At 64.4% G+C, this 19,456-nt stretch carries 19 protein-coding genes; 10 read left to right on the top strand and 9 right to left on the bottom strand.

Annotation, left to right across the window (positions count from 1 at the left end; all coding sequences use genetic code 11):
- Positions 1-116: 116 nt before the first annotated feature.
- On the bottom strand, positions 117-968 hold the full coding sequence (locus LB538_RS18395) for a YihY/virulence factor BrkB family protein (RefSeq protein ID WP_095767497.1): 852 nt from the start codon (positions 966-968) through the stop codon (positions 117-119).
- 58 nt (positions 969-1,026) lie between these two features.
- Here LB538_RS18395 and LB538_RS18390 point away from each other — a divergent pair, with 58 nt between their 5' ends.
- The 7 genes from LB538_RS18390 to LB538_RS18360 all read left to right on the top strand — a co-directional run bounded on the left by LB538_RS18390 (position 1,027) and on the right by LB538_RS18360 (position 6,481).
- Positions 1,027-1,893, top strand: coding sequence for an SDR family oxidoreductase (locus tag LB538_RS18390; RefSeq protein ID WP_224527487.1), 867 nt, complete (start codon positions 1,027-1,029; stop codon positions 1,891-1,893).
- Between the two features lie 25 nt (positions 1,894-1,918).
- Positions 1,919-2,110: a twin transmembrane helix small protein gene (locus tag LB538_RS18385; protein ID WP_095767495.1), complete on the top strand. Its 192-nt coding sequence runs from the start codon at positions 1,919-1,921 to the stop codon at positions 2,108-2,110.
- A gap of 20 nt (positions 2,111-2,130) precedes the next feature.
- On the top strand, positions 2,131-2,712 hold the full coding sequence (locus tag LB538_RS18380) for a cob(I)yrinic acid a,c-diamide adenosyltransferase (RefSeq protein ID WP_224527484.1): 582 nt from the start codon (positions 2,131-2,133) through the stop codon (positions 2,710-2,712).
- 21 nt (positions 2,713-2,733) lie between these two features.
- Positions 2,734-3,537: a rhomboid family intramembrane serine protease gene (locus LB538_RS18375; protein ID WP_224527482.1), complete on the top strand. Its 804-nt coding sequence runs from the start codon at positions 2,734-2,736 to the stop codon at positions 3,535-3,537.
- A 162-nt stretch (positions 3,538-3,699) separates the two neighbouring features.
- Positions 3,700-4,449, top strand: coding sequence for an electron transfer flavoprotein subunit beta/FixA family protein (locus LB538_RS18370; RefSeq protein WP_224527479.1), 750 nt, complete (start codon positions 3,700-3,702; stop codon positions 4,447-4,449).
- A gap of 24 nt (positions 4,450-4,473) precedes the next feature.
- Entirely contained in the window at positions 4,474-5,403 is a 930-nt protein-coding gene (locus LB538_RS18365) for an electron transfer flavoprotein subunit alpha/FixB family protein (RefSeq protein WP_224527476.1), read from the top strand.
- 199 nt (positions 5,404-5,602) lie between these two features.
- Complete coding sequence (locus LB538_RS18360) at positions 5,603-6,481, top strand: 3-hydroxybutyryl-CoA dehydrogenase (protein WP_224527472.1); 879 nt, start codon at positions 5,603-5,605, stop codon at positions 6,479-6,481.
- Between the two features lie 30 nt (positions 6,482-6,511).
- On the opposite strand, the gene LB538_RS18355 is transcribed toward LB538_RS18360, so the two are convergent.
- The 3 genes from LB538_RS18355 to LB538_RS18345 form a co-directional block, all read right to left on the bottom strand.
- Positions 6,512-8,410, bottom strand: a complete 1,899-nt coding sequence (locus tag LB538_RS18355) for a PAS domain S-box protein (protein ID WP_224527470.1) — start codon at positions 8,408-8,410, stop codon at positions 6,512-6,514.
- A gap of 243 nt (positions 8,411-8,653) precedes the next feature.
- Positions 8,654-9,292: an NrsF family protein gene (locus tag LB538_RS18350; protein ID WP_224527468.1), complete on the bottom strand. Its 639-nt coding sequence runs from the start codon at positions 9,290-9,292 to the stop codon at positions 8,654-8,656.
- On the bottom strand, positions 9,289-9,831 hold the full coding sequence (locus tag LB538_RS18345; protein WP_095767489.1) for a sigma-70 family RNA polymerase sigma factor: 543 nt from the start codon (positions 9,829-9,831) through the stop codon (positions 9,289-9,291). The genes LB538_RS18350 and LB538_RS18345 overlap by 4 nt, the downstream gene beginning before the upstream one ends.
- A gap of 203 nt (positions 9,832-10,034) precedes the next feature.
- On the opposite strand from LB538_RS18345, the gene LB538_RS18340 reads away from it, so the two are divergent.
- From LB538_RS18340 to LB538_RS18330, 3 genes are all read left to right on the top strand, one after another.
- A complete protein-coding gene (locus tag LB538_RS18340) occupies positions 10,035-11,039 on the top strand; it encodes an iron ABC transporter substrate-binding protein (RefSeq protein WP_224527466.1) in 1,005 nt (334 codons plus the stop codon).
- A gap of 174 nt (positions 11,040-11,213) precedes the next feature.
- A complete protein-coding gene (locus LB538_RS18335) occupies positions 11,214-12,788 on the top strand; it encodes an ABC transporter permease (protein WP_224527464.1) in 1,575 nt (524 codons plus the stop codon).
- The gene (locus tag LB538_RS18330; protein ID WP_095767486.1) at positions 12,785-13,867 is read left to right on the top strand and encodes an ABC transporter ATP-binding protein; all 1,083 of its coding nucleotides are present in this window, start codon (positions 12,785-12,787) and stop codon (positions 13,865-13,867) included. Before LB538_RS18335 ends, LB538_RS18330 begins: the two co-directional genes overlap by 4 nt.
- A 151-nt stretch (positions 13,868-14,018) precedes the next feature.
- Here the strand turns inward: LB538_RS18330 and LB538_RS18325 are convergent, their stop codons facing one another.
- The 5 genes from LB538_RS18325 to LB538_RS18305 form a co-directional block, all read right to left on the bottom strand.
- Positions 14,019-14,684: a metallophosphoesterase gene (locus LB538_RS18325; protein ID WP_318011877.1), complete on the bottom strand. Its 666-nt coding sequence runs from the start codon at positions 14,682-14,684 to the stop codon at positions 14,019-14,021.
- A gap of 181 nt (positions 14,685-14,865) precedes the next feature.
- Positions 14,866-15,966, bottom strand: coding sequence for a sn-glycerol-3-phosphate ABC transporter ATP-binding protein UgpC (gene ugpC, locus LB538_RS18320; RefSeq protein ID WP_224527461.1), 1,101 nt, complete (start codon positions 15,964-15,966; stop codon positions 14,866-14,868).
- An 11-nt stretch (positions 15,967-15,977) separates the two neighbouring features.
- Positions 15,978-16,892: an ABC transporter permease subunit gene (locus tag LB538_RS18315; RefSeq protein WP_224527459.1), complete on the bottom strand. Its 915-nt coding sequence runs from the start codon at positions 16,890-16,892 to the stop codon at positions 15,978-15,980.
- A gap of 8 nt (positions 16,893-16,900) precedes the next feature.
- Entirely contained in the window at positions 16,901-17,785 is an 885-nt protein-coding gene (locus LB538_RS18310; RefSeq protein WP_224527457.1) for an ABC transporter permease subunit, read from the bottom strand.
- 169 nt (positions 17,786-17,954) lie between these two features.
- The gene (locus LB538_RS18305; RefSeq protein WP_224527455.1) at positions 17,955-19,307 is read right to left on the bottom strand and encodes an extracellular solute-binding protein; all 1,353 of its coding nucleotides are present in this window, start codon (positions 19,305-19,307) and stop codon (positions 17,955-17,957) included.
- Between the last annotated feature and the right edge of the window lie 149 nt (positions 19,308-19,456).

Raw genomic sequence — 19,456 nt, 5'->3', positions numbered from 1 at the left:
ACTGGGGAACTGAGGAATTGAGGAAGAAGGGCGGAGCCAAGCGTCGGCGCATTTTCCCCAGTTCCTCAATTCTTCAATTCTCCAGTTCTTCAGTTCCTCTTCTGACCGGCGCCAACTCACCCGACCCGCGCTCGGGCTTCGAGATAACGGCTGATCGCGGCATTGAGCTCGCCGCCGAGAATGAAGATCGCCGAGATGATGTAGAGGAAGACGACCGCGATCATGATCGAGGCGAGCCCGGCATAGGTCGTCACATAGGACGAGAAATGGTCGAGATAGGTGGCGAAGATCGTCGACCCGACCAGCCAGGCGACCAGCGTGAAGACGATGCCCGGTATGATCGAGACGAAGCGCCGCTTGCCGGCCGGCAGCCAGATATGCACGGAGAACAGCCCGATGACGATGACCGTCGAGGCGATCACGTAACGCCAGATGGTGATCGTTCCCATATAGGGCTTGATCCATTCCAGATGCGCTTCCGCCAGCCGCGCCAGCAGCGGCGCGAACACCAAAAGCACGCTGATGGCGAGAAAGCAGGCGGTGGCGATCAAGACGAAGATGATGCTTTGCACCCGGCGGTGGATGATGCCGCGCGTCTCGGTGACCCGATAAGCGCGGTTGAGCGAAGTGCGCAGGGCTTCGATGCCGTTGGAAGCGAAATAGGCCGCAAGCAGCACGCCATAGGTCAGAAGGTCGGTGCGGCGCACCGTGAGCACGTTGAGCACCTCATGCGCGATCGGCTTGGCGATCTGCTCCGGCCATGTGTCGAAGACCAGATGCACGGCCGTGTCGGCGAAGGCGCGCGCGCCGAGGAAGCTGGCCAGCGTCGTGGCGAAGATCAGGAACGGAAACAGCGCCATCAGCGAGGTGATCGCCAGATGGCTGGCCATCGCCCAGCCGTCATCGGTATTGAAGTGGCCTATCGCATCGTAGAGCACGCGCTTGAGGGCGACGATATTCCGCAGCAAGGGCCCGCGCTCCGCTCGATTGTGTCAACGCCGCGAATATGGGAAGTGATTGCGGTAAATGGCAACCCCAGGTCCCACAACGCGCCCCGCGGCAGAAGAGTTGCGCACCGTCATCGTCACCGGCGCCTCCTCCGGTATCGGCGCCTACTGCGCGCGGGCGTTGAAGGCGGAAGGTTGGCGGGTGTTCGCCACGGCGCGCAAGCCGGCCGACATCGCGGCCCTCGAGGCCGACGGCCTGGAGGCCTTCTATCTCGACTATCGCGAGCCCGAATCCATCGCCGCCTTGGTCGATGCGGTGCTGGAGCGGACCGGCGGCACGCTTGATGCGCTCTTCAACAACGGCGCCTACGCCCAGCCCGGCGCCGTCGAGGACCTGCCGGTCGCAGCACTTCGCGAGCAGTTCGAGGCCAATTTCTTCGGCTGGCACGATCTCACCCGGCGCGTCGTGCCGGTCATGCGCCGCCAGGGGCACGGCCGGCTCGTCCACTGCTCCTCGATCCTCGGACTGGCTCCGGTCCGCTTCCGCGGCGCCTATTCGGCCTCCAAGCACGCCATCGAAGGCCTGATGCTGTGCATGCGCCAGGAGCTCGAAGGCAGCGGCATCCACCTATCCTTGATCGAACCGGGACCGGTGAGGTCGAAGATCGCCAGCAATGGCCTGCCCTGGTTCTTGAAGAATATCGACGTCGAGAATTCCGTCCACCGCGCCGATTATCAGACGCAGCTCGCAAGGCTTCAGGCGGGCGGCAGCGTGTCGAAGCTGAAGCCGGGACCGGAGGTCGTGCACAGGGCGTTGCGCCACGCGCTTCTGTCACAGCGCCCGCGCCCGCACTATGTGGTAACGCTGCCGGCCAGGATCGGCGCGGCGCTGAAACGCATCCTGCCGGCCTCCCTGCTCTACCGCGTGCTCGCCAGGCGCGCCTGACCGAACCTGAACCGGAGCCAGCCAGATGCTCATCATCTTCAAGATTCTCGCCATCGTCGCGATGGCCGCCGTGGTGATCGTGCTGGTTCGCGGCCTGATCAACATGATGCGCGGCGGCTCCGGCTTCACCTCGAACAAGCTGATGCAGGCGCGCATCATGCTGCAGGCCGTGGCCCTGGCGCTGCTGTTGCTGGTTGTCTATTTCACGCGCAAATAGAGGATCTCAGAGAGGACGGCGTGGTCAAGCTCAACAAGATCTACACCCGCACTGGCGACGACGGCACTACCGGGCTCGGCACCGGCGAGCGGCGGCTGAAATCCGACCTGCGCGTCGACGCCTATGGCACCGTCGACGAGGCCAATGCCTGCATCGGCATGGCCCGCGTCCACACCGGCGCCGAGCATCTGGCGATCGACGCCATGCTGTCGCGTATCCAGAACGATCTGTTCGATCTGGGCGCCGACCTCGCCGTGCCGGACGACGGCAAGCCGCTGGAATACGAGCCGTTGCGCATCGTCGCCGCCCAGACCGACCGCGTCGAGCAGGACATCGACGCGCTCAACAAGGAACTGCAGCCGCTGAAATCCTTCGTGCTGAACGGCGGCACGCCGGCCGCGGCCGCGCTCCATCTTGCCCGCACCGTGGCGCGCCGCGCCGAGCGCCTGATGGTGGCGCTGGCGCAGGATCCAGCCGAGCATGTCAACCGCGAGGCGCTCAAATACATCAACCGCGTCTCGGATTTCCTGTTCGTCGCCGCCCGCGCGGTCAATGACAATGGAAAGGCCGACGTGCTATGGGTTCCCGGCAAGAACCGCTGAATCCGCAGGCGGGAGGGTCCGATGTTCATCCCGCTTTACGACACCAACAGGCTGCGCCATATCCGGCTGCAATATGTGACGATCGGCCTGATCGTGGCGAACGTGCTGGTCTACCTGGCGACCACGCTCGGCGGTGAGAACTTCACCAATGCCGCGGTTCTCGGTCTCGGCTTCATCCCGTCGGTGGTTCACGACAAGGTCGAGCTCTCGCCCGAATTCGTCGTCATCCCCGAGAGCCTGAGCTACCTCACCTATTCCTTCCTGCATGCCGACATCTTCCATCTCGGCGGCAACATGCTGTTCCTCTGGGTGTTCGGCGACAATGTCGAGGATGCGCTCGGCCATATCCGCTATCTGATCTTTTACCTCGCCTGCGCCATCGCCGGCGCCTTCTTCCAGGGGTTGGTGGCCTGGGATTCGCAGGTGCCGTTGATCGGCGCTTCGGGCGCCATCGCCGGGGTCGTCGCCGCCTACCTGATCCTCTACCCCCGGGTGAAAGTCTGGGTGCTGGCCTTTGCCCGCATTCCGTTGCGCATCCCGGCCTTCATTCCGCTGATCCTATGGATCCTGTTCCAGGTCGTGATGTTCGCAGCGGCCGGCGAGGACCAGATCTCCTGGGCATGCCATATCGGCGGCATCATCGCCGGATCGATCCTGGTGCTGGTTCTGCGCAGCCGGGGCGTGCCGCTGCTGGCCGGCGCCGACGGCGAGCCGGACCCGACGCCCAACATCCAGCAGCCGCCTGTTCCTGTCGAGCCGGCCGCGAGCGATCCGGCGCAGCCGGCGGCGCAATGGGGCCGTGGAGCAGCGGCGCCCCGGGACTGAACCGATTTGGGTGCGTCGTGGGATATTGACGCGCCGATTTGTCGCCACTACGGAAACGGCACAGTTGGGCGGATATTCCGTCCGCGATGTCGGCTTTCGACAACTCTGACAGGGCGCACGCTGCTATAGCGCCCCGACTATCTCAGGAGAGGTGACAGGAAAATGAAGATCCTTGTGCCCGTGAAGCGGGTTGTGGACGCCAACGTCAAGGTCCGGGTGAAGGCCGACGGACTGGGCGTCGAGCTTGCCAACGTCAAGATGGCGATGAACCCGTTCGACGAGATCGCGGTCGAGGAAGCGATCCGCATCAAGGAAGCCGGCAAGGCGGAAGAAATCATCGTCGTGTCGATCGGCCCGCAGCAGGCGCAGGAGACGCTGCGCACCGCGCTCGCCATGGGCGCCGACCGTGCCATCCTGGTCAAGACCGACGAGCAGACCGAGCCGCTGGGCGTCGCCAAGGTGCTGAAGGGCGTGGTCGAGGCGGAAGCGCCCGGCCTCGTCATCCTCGGCAAGCAGGCGATCGACGACGATTCGAACCAGACTGGCCAGATGCTGGCGGCACTGCTTGGTTGGCCGCAGGGCACCTTCGCGTCCAAGATCGTGCTCGAAGGCGATAAGGCCAAGGTGACGCGCGAGGTCGACGGCGGCCTGCAGACGGTGGAATTGAAGATGCCGGCGATCGTCACCGCCGACCTTCGCCTCAACCAGCCGCGCTATGCCTCGCTGCCCAACATCATGAAGGCCAAGAAGAAGCCGCTCGACGAGAAGAGCCCGGCCGACTACGGCGCCGACGTCAAGCCGCGCCTCAAGGTGATCAAGACCGAGGAGCCGGGCGGCCGCAAGGCCGGCGTCAAGGTGAAGTCGGTGGCCGAACTGGTCGAGAAGCTGAAGAACGAAGCCGGCGTGCTTTAAAGCGATCGGGAAAGGACAAAGAAAATGGCAATTCTCCTCATCGCCGAACATGACAATGCAAGCCTTTCCGACCAGACCGCCAAGGCGCTGTCGGCGGCCCTCCAGATCGGCTCCGATGTCGACGTGCTGGTGGCCGGCAAGGGCGCCAAGGGCGCGGCTGATGCCGCCGCCAAGCTGAAGGGTGTGCGCAAGGTGCTGCTCGCCGAGGCCGACGAGCTTTCCGAGCGTCTTGCCGAGCCGACGGCAGCGCTGGTCGTCTCGCTCGCCGGCTCCTATGACGCGATCGTCGCGCCCGCGACCTCGTCGGGCAAGAACGTCGCGCCGCGCGTGGCGGCACTCCTCGACGTCGCCCAGGTGTCCGAGATCATCGAGGTTGTCTCGCCCGACACCTTCAAGCGGCCGATCTATGCCGGCAACGCCATCCAGACCGTGCAGTCGACCGACGCCAAGAAGGTCATCACCGTGCGCACCGCGTCCTTCGCGGCGGCGCCCGAAGGCGGCTCGGCCGCGGTCGAGACGGTCAACGCCGCCGCCAATCCAGGCCTCTCCTCCTTCATCGAGAACAAGCTCTCCGAGAACGACCGTCCGGAGCTGACCTCGGCCAAGATCATCATCTCGGGCGGCCGCGCGCTTGGTTCCTCGGAGAAGTTCCAGGAAGTCATCCTGCCGGTCGCCGACAAGCTCGGCGCCGCGGTCGGCGCCTCGCGCGCCGCGGTCGACGCTGGCTACGCGCCGAACGACTGGCAGGTCGGCCAGACCGGCAAGGTGGTCGCGCCCGACCTCTACATCGCTGTCGGCATCTCCGGCGCCATTCAGCACCTGGCCGGCATGAAGGACTCGAAGGTCATCGTCGCCATCAACAAGGACGAGGAAGCCCCGATCTTCCAGGTCGCCGATTACGGCCTGGTCGGCGATCTCTTCGTCATCCTGCCGGAGCTGCAAAAGGCGCTTTGACGCCACCGGTTCTGGCATATTAAAATCGGAAGGGTGGGGTAGACGAAGTCGCCCCGCCCTTTTAGTTTGCACTGCACAAAAAGCGGGCCATCAAGGCCTGAAGCCAATCCGGCGGGTTGCGTCCGGGTTGCAGGAAATGAACAACAGGAGCGTTTCCGCGCTTCAAGACGCGGAAGATGCTCCGGACGGGATCGGGGTCATGAGCAAGATCGAGACGATCGGCATTGTCGGCGCGGGTCAGATGGGTGGCGGTATCGCCCATGTCTCGGCGCTGGGCGGCTACAAGGTCCTGATCCACGACGTGTCGCCCGACCGTATCGAGAAGGGCATCGCCACCATCAGCGGCAACATGGCGCGCCAGGTCGGCTCCGGCAAGCTCGAGGAGAAGGCGCGCAACGAAGCGATGGCGCGCATCTCCGCCGCCCCGGCTATGGCCGACCTCGCCGCCGCCGACCTGGTGATCGAAGCGGCGACCGAGGATGAGACGGTCAAGCGCAAGATCTACGCGCAGCTCTGCCCGCAGCTCAATCCGGAAGCGATTCTGGCGACCAACACCTCGTCGATCTCGATCACCCGGCTTGCCGCGCAGACCGACCGTCCCGAGCGCTTCATCGGCATTCATTTCATGAACCCGGTGCCGGTGATGAAGCTGGTCGAGCTGGTGCGCGGCATCGCCACCGAGGATCAGACCTTCGAGGCCGCCAAGAGCTATGTGAAGCACCTCGACAAGACCATCACCGTCTCGGAGGATTTCCCGGCTTTCATCGTCAACCGCATCCTTTTGCCGATGATCAATGAGGCGATCTACACGCTCTATGAAGGCGTCGGCACGGTCGACGCCATCGACACCGCCATGCGGTTGGGAGCCAACCATCCGATGGGACCGCTGCAGCTCGCCGACTTCATCGGCCTCGACACCTGCCTGTCGATCATGCAGGTGCTGCATGAGGGCCTGTCGGACTCCAAATACCGCCCGTGCCCGCTGCTGGTGAAATATGTCGAAGCCGGCTGGCTCGGCCGCAAAACCGGTCGCGGCTTCTACGATTATCGCGGCGACCATCCGGTGCCGACGCGCTGATCTTCTGCGGCTGAACCTTTTCGACGCGGCTCAGGACGCCGCGGCGAGCGGCGGAAGTGGCACGCCGCCGTTCGAGATTTCGCCTGTCGAAACTTCGTCGGGCGCGGCGGAAACGCAGCCGCGCCCGGCCGCCTTGGCGGCATAGCAGGCGGCGTCGGCGCGGGCGATGATCTCGTCCACTTCGCCGCAAGCGGCGCGGATCGGCGCAAGCCCGATGCTGGCGCCGATCGAATGCGGGCGCCCGTCCCAGCTGAAGTCGAGATTGCCGATGGCGTCGATGATCGAGCGCGCCGCGATCGGCCCGCAGGCCGCGGCGCCCGATTTGAGGACGATGGCGAACTCGTCGCCGCCAAGCCGCGCGACGATGTCTTCCGGGCCAAGCACATTGCGCAGGGCGTCGGCCACGCGCTTGAGCAGCGCATCGCCCGCGGCATGGCCGCCGGTGTCGTTGACCGCCTTGAAGTGATCGAGATCGACGAACATGAACTGATGCTCGCCGCCATTGAGGCGGCACTGGTCGACCAGGTCCTCCATGATGCGGATGAAGCTCGAGCGATTGGCGAGCCCGGTCAGCGCGTCGTGCGCGGCGGCGTAGGCCAGCTGGCGCTGCAGGGCGCGCGCGTCGCTGAAATCCTGGAAGACGATGACGAGGCCGCAGAACTCGTCGCGGTCGTTCATGATCGGCGACACCACCTGGCGGATGCTGCAGCGCGTGTCGTCGCGCCGGACAAGCACAGCGCGCGTGTTCTGGTCGCAGTGCGGCTGCTCGCTCGCGGAAGGGCGCGAGAGCCCGATTTTCTGCCCGCTTTCCTCGTCGACCGCCCAGTAGACATGGCCGAGCAGCTTGCCCAGGGCCTCGCCGGCCACGACGCCGGTGAGTTTTTCCGCGACCGGGTTCATGAAGGTGATGCGGTTGGCGGCATCGGTGCAGATCACCGCGTCGCCGATCGACTGCAACGTCACCCTGAGACGCTCTTTCTCGTCGGCCAGCATGGCCGCCGAAACCATCAGCCGCGCCTCGGCCTCCTTGCGTTCCGTGATATCGGTCAGGCTGCCGATTGCCCGAATCAGGCGGCCCTCGCCATCGCGCTCGATCGCCTTGCCGCGGTCGAGAATCCAGACCCAGCGGCCGTCCTTGTGCCGCATGCGGAACTCGGCCTCGAAAAAGGGCGTCTCGCCAGCAAGATGCGCGCGATCCGCCTCGGCGACGCGTTCCTGGTCGTCGGGATGGATCATGGCCAGCCAGCGATCGGGGTCGCCGTCGAGCTCGCCATCGGCATAGCCCAGCATCTTCACCCAGGTTTCGGAATAGGTGGTGCCGCCCCTGCGCATATCGAGGCTCCAGATACCCTGTCCGGCACTGGTGAGCGCGAAATTCCACCGGTCTTCTGCCTCGGCGATGCGCGCCTCGGCCTGTTTGCGCGCATCGATGTCCTCGATCTGCGACACCAGATAGAGCGGACGACCTGTCTCCTCTTCACGGATGACCGAGCCGGCGAGCTGCGCCCAGACCGGGGTGCCGTCCTTGCGCAGATACCGCTTCTCGAAATGGAAGGAGTGGATCTTGCCTTCCTTCAGGCTCGTCATCGTCTCGCGGCCGATCTGCAGATCGTCGGGATGCGTGATCTGGAAGAAGGTCAGCGCCTCGATTTCCGAGCGGGTGTATCCCAGCATGTCGGCGAAGGCAGGATTGGCCTGAAGGATGCGGCCATCGAGGCCGACAATGGCGACGCCGATCGCCGAATCCTCCATGGCCCGGCGGAAGCGTTGCTCGCTCTCGGCAATCTGCCGGCGGTCGTCGATGATCTTGCGGATGAACAGCGCCGAGACAAACAGCGTGACGGCCGTGACGGCGACGGATATCTGCAGGCAGACCTTCAACGCGTCCGTGCCGAGTTCCAGCGCCGGCAACAGGACCGATGCGGTCAAGGCAACGAGTCCGGCTGCCATCAAGACGGGCACGGCGCGCTTGCCGGCCCGCGGACCTTTCCAACTCAACCACGCCACAATGCGATCCCACCCAATGCGCGACTGCGCGTTGCCACAACTCTGGCGGATCGATTTTAAGGAATGGTTGCACGAGCGGCAGCGGCTGCTCCGATAACCGGCAAACAATTGCCGGTATGATTAAGGTACTGTTTCAAAACTGTACCGAAGGATCGGTGTCTAATCCTACCAGCGGACGAAAAACCGTCCGCCTAGCGCGCCGAGCGCGGTCAGGAAGGCGATCGCGACCGTATACCAGGTGGCGACGAAGAGCGGCGAATCGTCGAAGCAATGCGCGGCGTAGAAGGTCGCCGCGAGCCCGCCGGCGAGCAGGCCGGCCACCGCGCCCGCCAACACCGGCCGCGTCGGCGCGCCATAGCGCAGCATGCCGAGGAAGATAGCCAGCGGGCCGATGCCGATCAGCGGGATGAAGCTCATGCAGATCATCATGTTCGAGCCGATGAGCCGCTTGCCCCAATCGGCCTCGGGCACGACGAAAAGCTCGAGAACCACCGCGAGCACCACCAGAAGCGGTGCGGCAATCATCGAGGCCGTCGCCCACCTGGTCGAAGCACCCGGCATCGACAGCGCGCGAATCAACGCGAAGGCACTGGCGGCGAGCGTCAGCGTGAACACGAATTTGGACATGAAGCGCATCGTGTGCATGGCCGGCATGATGTCGGGACGCGGCCCGATGGTCGCAAAGAAGACCATCGCCGCGATCGCCATGGCCACGCCGACCGCCAGCCACCAGGCCCTGCCCATCGGCATCGCCTCGTCGCGGGCATCGGCGTCGAGCGCCTTGATGAGATCCTCTGTCCTCATGTCGCTGTTCGTCCAAATCTTTTGGCGATCGCGGCCAGGCCGCGATGCAGCGACACGCGCACCGCCGTCTCGCTGATGCCGAGCTTGCTCGCCGTCTCGCCGATCGAATGGCCATCGACCGAGATCGATGCCACCACCGAGCGTTGCGCCGGCGGCAGGCCGTCGAGCGCCCGGTTGATGTCGCGCTCGCTCACCGTTTCCGCCTCCGGCTCGGCGAAGGTTTCGGCGATCTCGTCGATCTCGACCTCGATGCGCCGCCCGCGCCGGCGGAACGCGTCGATCAGCTTGAAGCGGGCAATCGCATAGACCCAGGGCAGCACCGGCGCATCAGGCCGCCAGGTGTGGCGTTTGACATGAATGGCCAGCAAGGTTTCCTGCACGACATCCTCGGGATCGACCCCGCCTTGAACGATCTTGCGCCGGACAAAGCCGCGAACGAGGGCGGCGATCCCGTGCAGAAAGTCGGCATAAGCCCTTTCGTCTCCCGCGATCGCGGCCCTGAGCAGCCGGGAAAGCTCGGCCTCGTCCTTGCCGGTCACAAGAGTTTACCCCCAATGTTCGCGTCTCGGCCCTGGTTTGTTACGTGGCCGGCGAAATAATGTCCAAGCCAAACTGCCGCAAAATCACGAAAGTTTGCGGAACGGCGACCGATTGAAGCAGGATCACAATGTTGACTATAACAATCATGTATTGATAGGTGCAGCCGTGCCCAAACCCCTGTCTCGAATTGAGGACGATGCCCATGAAAATTGCCCTTTCCACGCTTGCCGGCGCCGCGCTGGCGCTCGGCCTGATCGCCGGCCCGGCCAAGGCCGAGGATCAAGGCATTATCGTCTACAATGCCCAGCATGAGAGCCTCGCCAAGGAATGGGCAGCGGGCTTCACCAAGGAAACCGGCATCAAGGTCACGCTGCGCAATGGCGGCGACAGCGACTTCTCCAACCAGATCGTCGCCGAGGGAGCGGCCTCGCCGGCCGACGTGTTCCTGACCGAGAATTCGCCGGCAATGGCGCTGGTCGAGGCCGCCGGCCTGTTCGCGCCCGTCGACGCCGATACGCTGGCGCAGGTTCCGCAGGAATACCAGCCGTCGACTGGCAAATGGGTCGGCGTCGCCGCCCGCAGCACCGTCTTTGCCTATAACAAGGACAAGCTGAAGGAAGACCAGTTGCCGAAGTCGCTGCTCGATCTTGCCGATCCGAGCTGGAAGGGCCGCTGGGCCGCCTCGCCGTCCGGCCCCGACTTCCAGGCCATCGTCAGCGCCCTGCTTGAGCTCAAGGGCGAGGCCGCTACCGCCGACTGGCTGAAGGCGATGAAGGAGAATTTCACCGCCTACAAGGGCAACTCGACGGTGATGAAGGCGGTCAATGCCGGCGAGATCGATGGCGGCGTGATCTACCACTATTACTATTTCGGCGATCAGGCCAAGACCGGCGAGAACAGCGGGAATATCGGCCTTCACTATTTCAAGAACCAGGATCCGGGCGCCTTCGTTTCGGTGTCGGGCGGCGGCGTGCTGGCTTCCAGCAAGCATCCGAAGGAAGCCCAGGCATTCCTGAAGTGGGTGACCGGCAAGGGCGGCCAGGACGTGCTGAAGACCGGAACGTCCTATGAATATGCGATCGGCAAGGATGCCCAATCCAACCCGAAGCTGGTGCCGCTGGCCAATCTGCAGGCGCCGAAAGTCGATCCGGCGAGATTGAATTCCAAGAAGGTCATCGACCTGATGACGCAAGCCGGCTTGCTTTAGTTCGCGTTCGTCCTAAAAGGGCAACGACCGTGCTCCCGCGGGAATTTGCCTTCCGCGGGAGCGTTTTTGTTTGGAGATCGCTTCGTCGATGACAGTCGACTGCGCTTCGACCCGCCTGAGTGGCACATCGGACCGCTTCCGCCGGCAGGCGGAGGCGACCCAGCGGCCTGCCTGATGCAATCGGCGATCGACATGACGCCGGCAAGACTGCCTGCGGCCCGGATGAAGGAGCGCCGGCCCACATCATGGATCACGCTCGCCGCGGCTCTTATCTCGCTCATCGCGCTGCTGCCGCTCGCCTTCATCATCTGGGTCGCGATCCAGACCGGCTGGGACACCGTGGTGGCGCTGATCTTCCGCCCGCGCGTCGGCGAATTGCTGGTCAACACCGTGCTCCTGGTGGTCGTCACGGTGCCGATCGCCATCGTGCTGTCGGTGGCGCTGGCCTGGCTTACAGAGCGCAGCGACCTGCCCGGCAATCGCTGGTGGTCGTGGCTTTCGGTCGCGCCGCTCGCTATCCCCGCGTTCGTGCACTCCTATGCCTGGATCAGCTTCGTTCCGGGCCTGCATGGGCTGTGGGCCGGCGTGCTGGTCTCCGTAATCGCCTATTTCCCATTCCTTTACCTGCCGATCGCCGCCGCGCTGCGCCGCCTCGATCCGGCGCTGGAGGATGCGGCCGCGGCGCTCGGTCTTGACCCGTGGCGGGTCTTCGCGCGCGTCGTGCTGCCGCAGCTCAGGCTCGCCATCTGCGGCGGCTCGCTGCTGGTCGGCCTGCATCTCTTGGCCGAATACGGCCTCTATGTCTTCATCCGTTTCGACACCTTCACCACCGCGATCGTCGACCAGTTCCAGTCGACCTTCAACGGTCCGGCGGCCAACATGCTGGCCGCCGTTCTGGTGGTCTGCTGCCTCTTCCTGCTCGCCCTCGAGGTGATGATACGCGGCGAGGAGCGCTATGCCCGCGTCGGTTCCGGCGCCGCGCGCAAGCAGCAGCGCGCTCGCCTCGGCCGCGCCACCCTGCCATGCCTGCTTTTGCCGGCCGGCGTCGCGCTGCTGTCGCTCGGCGTGCCCTTCGTCACGGTCAGCCGCTGGCTGATCGCCGGGGGCACGGAAGTCTGGCGCTGGGACGAGATCGGCCTGGCGCTCGGCCAGACGCTGTTCCTCGCCATCGCCGGCGCGGTGCTTGCAACGGTTGCCGCCATGCCCATGGCCTGGATTTCGATCCGCGTGCCGGGGCCGCTGCAGCGTTTGCTCGAGAGCTGCAACTATATCGTCGGCGCGTTGCCGGGCGTGGTCATCGCGCTGGCGCTGGTGACCATCACCGTGCGCGTCGCGCTGCCGCTCTACCAGACGCTGTTCACCATCCTGTTCGGTTACGCGCTGATGTTCCTGCCGCGCGCGCTGATAAGCCTGCGCGCCTCGATCGCGCAGGCGCCGGTGGAGCTGGAGCGCGCCGCCTCCAGCCTCGGCCGTCCGCCGGTCAAGGCGCTGTGGTCGACGACCATCCGCCTTTCGGCGCCGGGCGCCGCGGCCGGCATGGCGATGGTGGCGCTCGGCATCACCAACGAGCTCACCGCCACCCAGATGCTGGCGCCCAACGGCACCCGCACGCTGGCGATGGCATTCTGGTCCTATAGCGGCGAGATCGACTACGCCTCCGCCGCCCCTTACGCGCTGATCATGGTGGCGATGTCATTGCCGATGACCTGGTGGCTCTACATCCAGTCGAAGCGGATGGCCGGACGATGAGCTTTCTCGAACTCAGCGGCGTCGCGAAGAGCTACGGCCCGGTGACGGCGCTCGCCGGCGTCGACCTTGCGGTGGAAAGCGGCAGCCGCACCGCGATCGTCGGGCCGTCCGGCTGCGGCAAGACCACCTTGCTCAGGCTGATCGCCGGCTTCGAGGCGCCGGACCGCGGCCGCATCGCACTCGACGGCAAGGTGCTCGCCAATGGCGGCGCGGCCGTGCCCGCGCATCGCCGCGGCATCGGCGTGGTGGCCCAGGACGGTGCCCTGTTCCCGCATCTCACCATCGCCGACAATATCGGCTTCGGCATCCCGCGGAATGCCGACAAGCGAGCCGAGCATATCGTCGAGCTCGCCTACATCGTGGGGCTGGACAAGGCGATCCTGAAGCGCCGGCCGCACGAGCTTTCCGGCGGCCAGCAGCAGCGCGTGGCGCTTGCCCGCGCCATGGCGATGAAGCCCCGGCTGATGCTGCTTGACGAACCGTTCTCGGCGCTCGACACCGGGCTTCGCGCTTCGATGCGGAAGGCGGTGGCCGAGCTTCTGGAAGAGGCGGGCATCACCACCATCCTGGTCACGCACGATCAGGCCGAGGCGCTGTCCTTCGCCAGCCAGGTGGCGGTGATGCGCGAAGGGCTGTTCTCGCAGGTCGGCACGCCGCGAGAGCTCTATTTCCAACCCAGGGACAGGATGGTCGCCGAGTTCCTCGGCGACGCCATCATCGTGCCGGCCAGGATCGCGGACGGCTTCGCCGTCTCGCGGCTCGGCCGCATCGCCGTCGACACGAAGGGACGGCGCGATGTCGCCCGCATCATGCTGCGGCCCGAGCAGATCCTGCTCAAACGGACCTCGCGCGAAGGCATGTCGGGCACACCCGACATGCTGTTCGGCGAAGTGACGGACTGCGAGTTCGCGGGTTCGGTCTGCACCGTCGCGGTGCGGCTGCTCAACAGCCCGGACCCGCCCGATGCGGCCGCCATCGGCAACACGCCGCTGATCCTGCGCAGGACAGGCATGGACGCGCCGGAGATCGGCGAGATCGTGCGCTTGACCGTCACCGGCAAGGCGCATGTCTTTGCTTAGGTCGGGGTTGAGGCGTGTCGATATTCAGGTCAGGCCGAGCCGAAAACGGCGGGTTTCGAGAACCGGAGCGGAGCGTACTTGAAGTACGTGAGCACCGGAAGCGCAGGAAACCGCCGTTTGCAGGCCGGCCTCACCTGAATATCGGCATGCCTCAGCGCACGCGCTGCCCAGTTGCAGGCGACCAAAGCGGCCATTGCTCCAGGAAATCAACGCTGTGGATGACCACGCGCTGCCCATCGATCAGGATAATCGAATAGGCGGGTGGCGCCTGCTCGACCACTTCGTCGCCGACCAGGTCGAGCATGAAGCGGGCATGCAGGCCGCGCTGCACCGAGAACGGAATGCCGGCGACGGTGCCGGCGATGTCGCGATGGACATGGCCGAAGAAGATGTAGCGGACATTGCCGTGGCGGGTCAGCACGTCGATGAGCCGCTGCGGCTGTTCGAGGCCGAGCGGGTCGAGCAGGGTGAGGCCAAGCTCGACGGGTGGATGATGCAGGAAAATATAAACCGCCTTGCCTGCCGCCTCGCCAAGCCGTACGTCGAGCCATGCAAGCCGGTTGTCGCACAACTCGCCGGTGACACGGCCCTCCGCCATGCTGTCGAGAAAAACGAGTCGCCCTTCCGGCGTGTCGAGCACCGACTGCACGAAGCCGTTGCCGTCCGTCCCGTTATCCGGAAAGGCGGCGATCAGATTGGCGCGCCGGTCATGGTTTCCAGGCAGCAGCTGGTAAGGCACAGTGAGCCGGCTCAGCGCCGATTTCAAATCGGCATAGCTCTCGGCTTCGCCGTCGTCGGCCAGATCGCCGGTGAAGATGCAGAGCGCCGCATCTCCATGCCGAGTATTGATATGATCTATGCAGCGATCGAGCCGCTCGTTCAGATCCGCGCCATAGCGTATCTGGCGCCGACGATCGAGATGGAACGTCGGTGACCTGGATGATCTTCATTCCGTGAACCCTCAGATAATTTGCAAAGTCAGCCTTGCAAGGCCCGCCTTACAGCACCGGTTCCGGCACCGAGGCCTTGAACACGTCGAGCCTGCCGCCCGTCTCCGAGGAGAAGAAGTGCAGGTCCGCTTCGGCGAACTGCAGGCCGATCGTGCTGCCCGGTTCGGAGTGGACGATCTCCGACGTCACGACAGAGAACGGCACGCCGTCGAGATCGACATAGACGACGCGGCCGGCGCCCAATTCCTCGATGAGATCGACGGTCGCCGCAAGCGCTCCCGGCGTGCCCGGCGCCACCATGCGCACCGCCTCCGGCCGGATACCGACCGCGACTTTCGCGCCCACGGGAACGCCCGTGCGCGACACGTTGAGCTTGCGGCTGCCTCCGAGCAATGACAGCCCGTCGAGCGTGACGGTGCCTTCGAGCATGTTCATCGCCGGCGCGCCGACAAAGGTGGCGACGAAGCGGCTCGCCGGCCGGCTATAGACTTCCGCCGGTGTGCCCACCTGCTCGACACGGCCGCCATTCATCACCACCAGCCGGTCGGCCAGCGTCATCGCCTCGACCTGGTCGTGCGTGACGAAGACGGAGGTGGCGCTGAGGCGCCGGTGCAGCTTGCGAATCTCGGAGCGCATCTGCACCCGCAGCTTGGCGTCGAGGTTGGAGAGCGGCTCGTCGAACAGGAACACCTTCGGCTCGCGGATCATGGCGCGGCCCATGGCGACGCGCTGGCGCTGGCCGCCGGAGAGCGCCATCGGCTTGCGGTCGAGCAGGTGCTCCAGTTCTAGGACCCGCGCAACCGCCTGGACGCGCTGGGCGCGTTCGGCCGACGGAACGCCGGCCACCTTCAGCGAATAGCCGATGTTCTGGGCCACGCTCATATGCGGGTAGAGCGCGTAGTTCTGGAACACCATGGCGCAGCCGCGCTCGCGCGGCTCGAGCTTGTTGACCACCGTGCCGTCGATCGCGATCGTGCCGTCGGAAATCTCTTCCAGCCCGGCAATCATTCTAAGCAGCGTGGACTTGCCGCAACCGGACGGCCCGAGGATGACGACGAATTCGCCCGACGCGAAGTCGAGGTCGACGCCATGCACGACCTGCGTCTTGGCGTAGTTCTTCTTGACGCCGCGAATGGCGATGGAGGCCATTTTCCGTCTCCCTATTTTTCGGTGGCGATCAGGCCGCGCACGAACCAGCGCTGCATCAGCACCACGACGATCAGCGGCGGCAGCATGACGATCAGCGTGCCGGCCATGGCGATATGCCATTCCGGCGCGCCGCCGACATTGGGGATGAGCTGCTTCAGCTCTGTCACCGCCATCGCATGCGACTGGTCGGTGGTGATAAGCAACGGCCACAGATACTGGTTCCAGGCCCACAGGAACATGATGGTGCCGAGCGCCGCCATGTTGTTGCGCGACAGCGGCAGCAGGATATCGACGAAGAAGCGCAGCGCACCGGCGCCGTCCATGCGCGCCGCCTCGGTCAACTCATCCGGCACGGTCAGGAAGAACTGGCGGTAGAGGAAGGTGCCGGTGGCGGTGGCGACCAGCGGCAGGATCAGGCCGCTATAGGAATTGAGCAGTCCCAGGCTGAGCGAAACCTGCACGCCCGAGACCTTTTCGATCAGCCAGGAGAGGCCGGTCAGGTCCATGATCGCCTGATAGGGCTCGAGCACGTTGGCGACCACCGCGTAGGTCGGCACGATGCGCACCTCGAGCGGCAGCATCAGCGTGATGAAGATCAGCCAGAACATCAGCATGCGGCCGGGATAACGGAAATAGACGATCGAGAAGGCGGTCAGCGCCGAGATGATGACTTTCCCGGCGGCGACGCCAAACGCCATGATGAAGGAATTGAACAGCTTCGGACCGAGGTCGGCGGTCGTCCAGGCCGTCCTGATATTGACCCAGAAATCGCTGCCCGGCAGCAGCGACATCGGCACGTCGTTGACGTCCTTCAGATTATGCGAGGCGGCGATCGCCACGATGACGAACGGCGCCACGCAGAATACGAAGCCGACGAACAGGATCAGATGCGTGAAGAAATTGAGGATCGGGGTGCGCTCGACCATGGCCCGCCTCAACGATAATGCACGCGCCGCTCGATGAAGCGGAACTGGACGATGGTGAGCGCGATGATGAGCAGCATCAGGATGATGCTCTGCGCGGCGGCGCCCGAATAATCGAGGCCTTTGAAGCCGTCGGAATAGATCTTGTAGACCATCAGATTGGTGGCGTTGGCCGGTCCGCCTGCGGTCATGATGTCGACGATGCCGAAGGAATCCTGGAAGCTCTCGGTGATGTTGATGACCAGCAGGAAGAAGATGGTCGGCGTGATCAGCGGAAACTGGATATCCCAGAAGCGCCGGATGACGCCGGAGCCGTCCATCGCCGCCGCCTCGATCAGCGAGCGCGGAATCGCCTGGAAGGCGGCGAGGAAGAAAATGAAATTGTAGCCGACATATTTCCACGAGAAGGCGATGATGATCGAAGCCATGGCGTCGGCGCCGTCAAGGCCGGGGTCCCAGAAACCGGGCCAGACCTGGTTGACCACGGCCATGAAGCCGGCTTCCGGTGCCAGGATGAAGCGAAACGCCAGCGCCAGCGCCGGTGCGGCGATGCCGTAAGGCCAGATCAGGACCACGCGGTAAAGCCATGAGCCGGCAAGCTGGCGGTCGGTCAAGGCGGCGAGCACCAGCGCGATTGTCATCGCAAGTCCCGTGCTGATGCCGGCGAAGATCATGCTGGCGGTGATCGAGTCCCAGTAGCTGGCGTTGGACAGGATCGAGCGGAAATTGTCGAGCCCGACCCAGATATTGCCGCCCCCCCAGGGCTGCTGCAGCGTCAGCGACCAGTACACCGCCTGCCCGGCTGGCCAGTAGAAGAAGGTGAAGATCAGAATTAGCTGCGGCACCGCGAACAGGATGCCAATCGTCCATTTGCTGAAAGTGACGCGTTTTTCCATCGATCCGCCGATGTCGTTGAACCGCCAACCCGCTCGCGCGGCACAAGACTAAGGCATGTCTCCCGAAAGTGGGAACCGGTTTCGGGAGACAAAGGCATGCCCAAATCAAAAATCCATATGAAATGGCCGCCCGTCGATGCTCGGCGGGCGGCCGTTCCAGTATCCGGGATCAGGGCAGGGTCTTACCCGGATAGGTCTGCTGGAAGCGCTCGAGGATCGCGTCGCCATTCTTGACCAGCGCATCGAGGCCTTCCTGCACGCTGACCTTGTTGGCGAAGATCGCCTGCATCTGCGTGCCGAACTCGGCGCGGATCTGGGTGAAGTTGCCGAGGCGGATGCCACGGGTGATCTCGGTCGGCTCCGAGGCGGTCAGGCTGGCGATCGCCACTTCGCGTCCCTTATAGGGCGCCTTGTCGTAGAAGCCGTTGGACTTCATGAAATCGAAGCCCGACTTCGTCACCGGGATATAGCCGGTGTTGGTCGACCAGAACAAAGCGGTCTTGGGGTCGTGGATGAAGTTGAGGAACGCTGCCGCGCCCTTGTATTCCGCGTCCGACTTGCCCGACAGCACCCACAGCGAAGCGCCGCCGACCAGCGAGTTCTTGCGCTCGGTGCCGGCATAGACCGGGAGCTCGGCGACGTCCCATTTCATGCCTTCCTTCTGGGTGCGGCCGACGGTGCCGTGATCGCCGACCGAGGTCAGGATGAGCTGGCAGGTGCCGGTGGCGAAAGCCTGAACCATGTCCTGGCCGAGGTCCTTGGACTTGATCTTGACCAGACCCGCGTCATACCACTTCTTGAGATCGGTGACGTACTGGACGAACTTGGTCTTGTTGACTTCCAGACGAGCGTCGAGACCGTCATAGCCATTGTTCTTCGTGGCGATAGGCTGGTTGTGCAGCGCCGAGAACTGCTCCATCAATTGCCAGCTTTCATTGGCCGAGATGTTGATCGCCATCGGGCAATCATAGCCGGCGTCCTTCAGCGCCTTGAGGTCGGCGGCGACGTCTTCCCAGGTCTTCGGCGCCTCGGTCTTGCCGATTTTGGCGAAGGCGTCCTTGTTCCAGTACATCAGCGGCGTCGACGAGTTGAACGGAAAAGACAGCATCTCGCCCTTCGACGTCGCGTAGTAGCGGGCGATGCCTGGGAAATAGTCGCTATAGTCGATCTTGTAACCGTTCTCTTCCATCAGCTTGTCGGCGGGCTTGTAGGCGCCCGACAGCATCATGGTGGCGGTGCCGACGTCATAGACCTGGACGACGGTGGGCTGCTTGCCGGCGCGGAAGGCGGCGATCGTGTTCTGCAGGGTGGCGTCGTAATTGCCCTGGCTGGTGCAGACGACCTGGTAGTCCTTCTGGGAATCGTTAAAGTTCTTGCACAGCGTATCGACGACGCGGGCGAGATCGCCCGAAAGACCGAACCAGAAATCGAATTTGACCGGCTCCGCAAATGCAGGAATCGCAAGCGCGGTGCTGAGCGCGCCGGCGGCAAGGGCGGCAAAGCCCCGCTTGATGATCGTCATGGTTTTTCCCTCTTGAGTGGCAGTGTGACAAGGTTTTGCGCAAGTCCTTGCCCGCTCTCATAGAGAAGGTATGTGACAGTTCTGTTGTGGCCCTGAGGCCCTATGGACAGCCAGTCTCTCCTCCCCTGGCAGCGGTCGCGCCGGCATGA

The organism is Mesorhizobium sp. Ca11, from assembly GCF_020165275.1.
In the GTDB taxonomy this organism is placed as follows: Bacteria; Pseudomonadota; Alphaproteobacteria; order Rhizobiales; family Rhizobiaceae; genus Mesorhizobium.
Note: the sequence above shows the minus strand (reverse complement) of the source record. Positions and strands in the feature narration are given on the sequence as shown.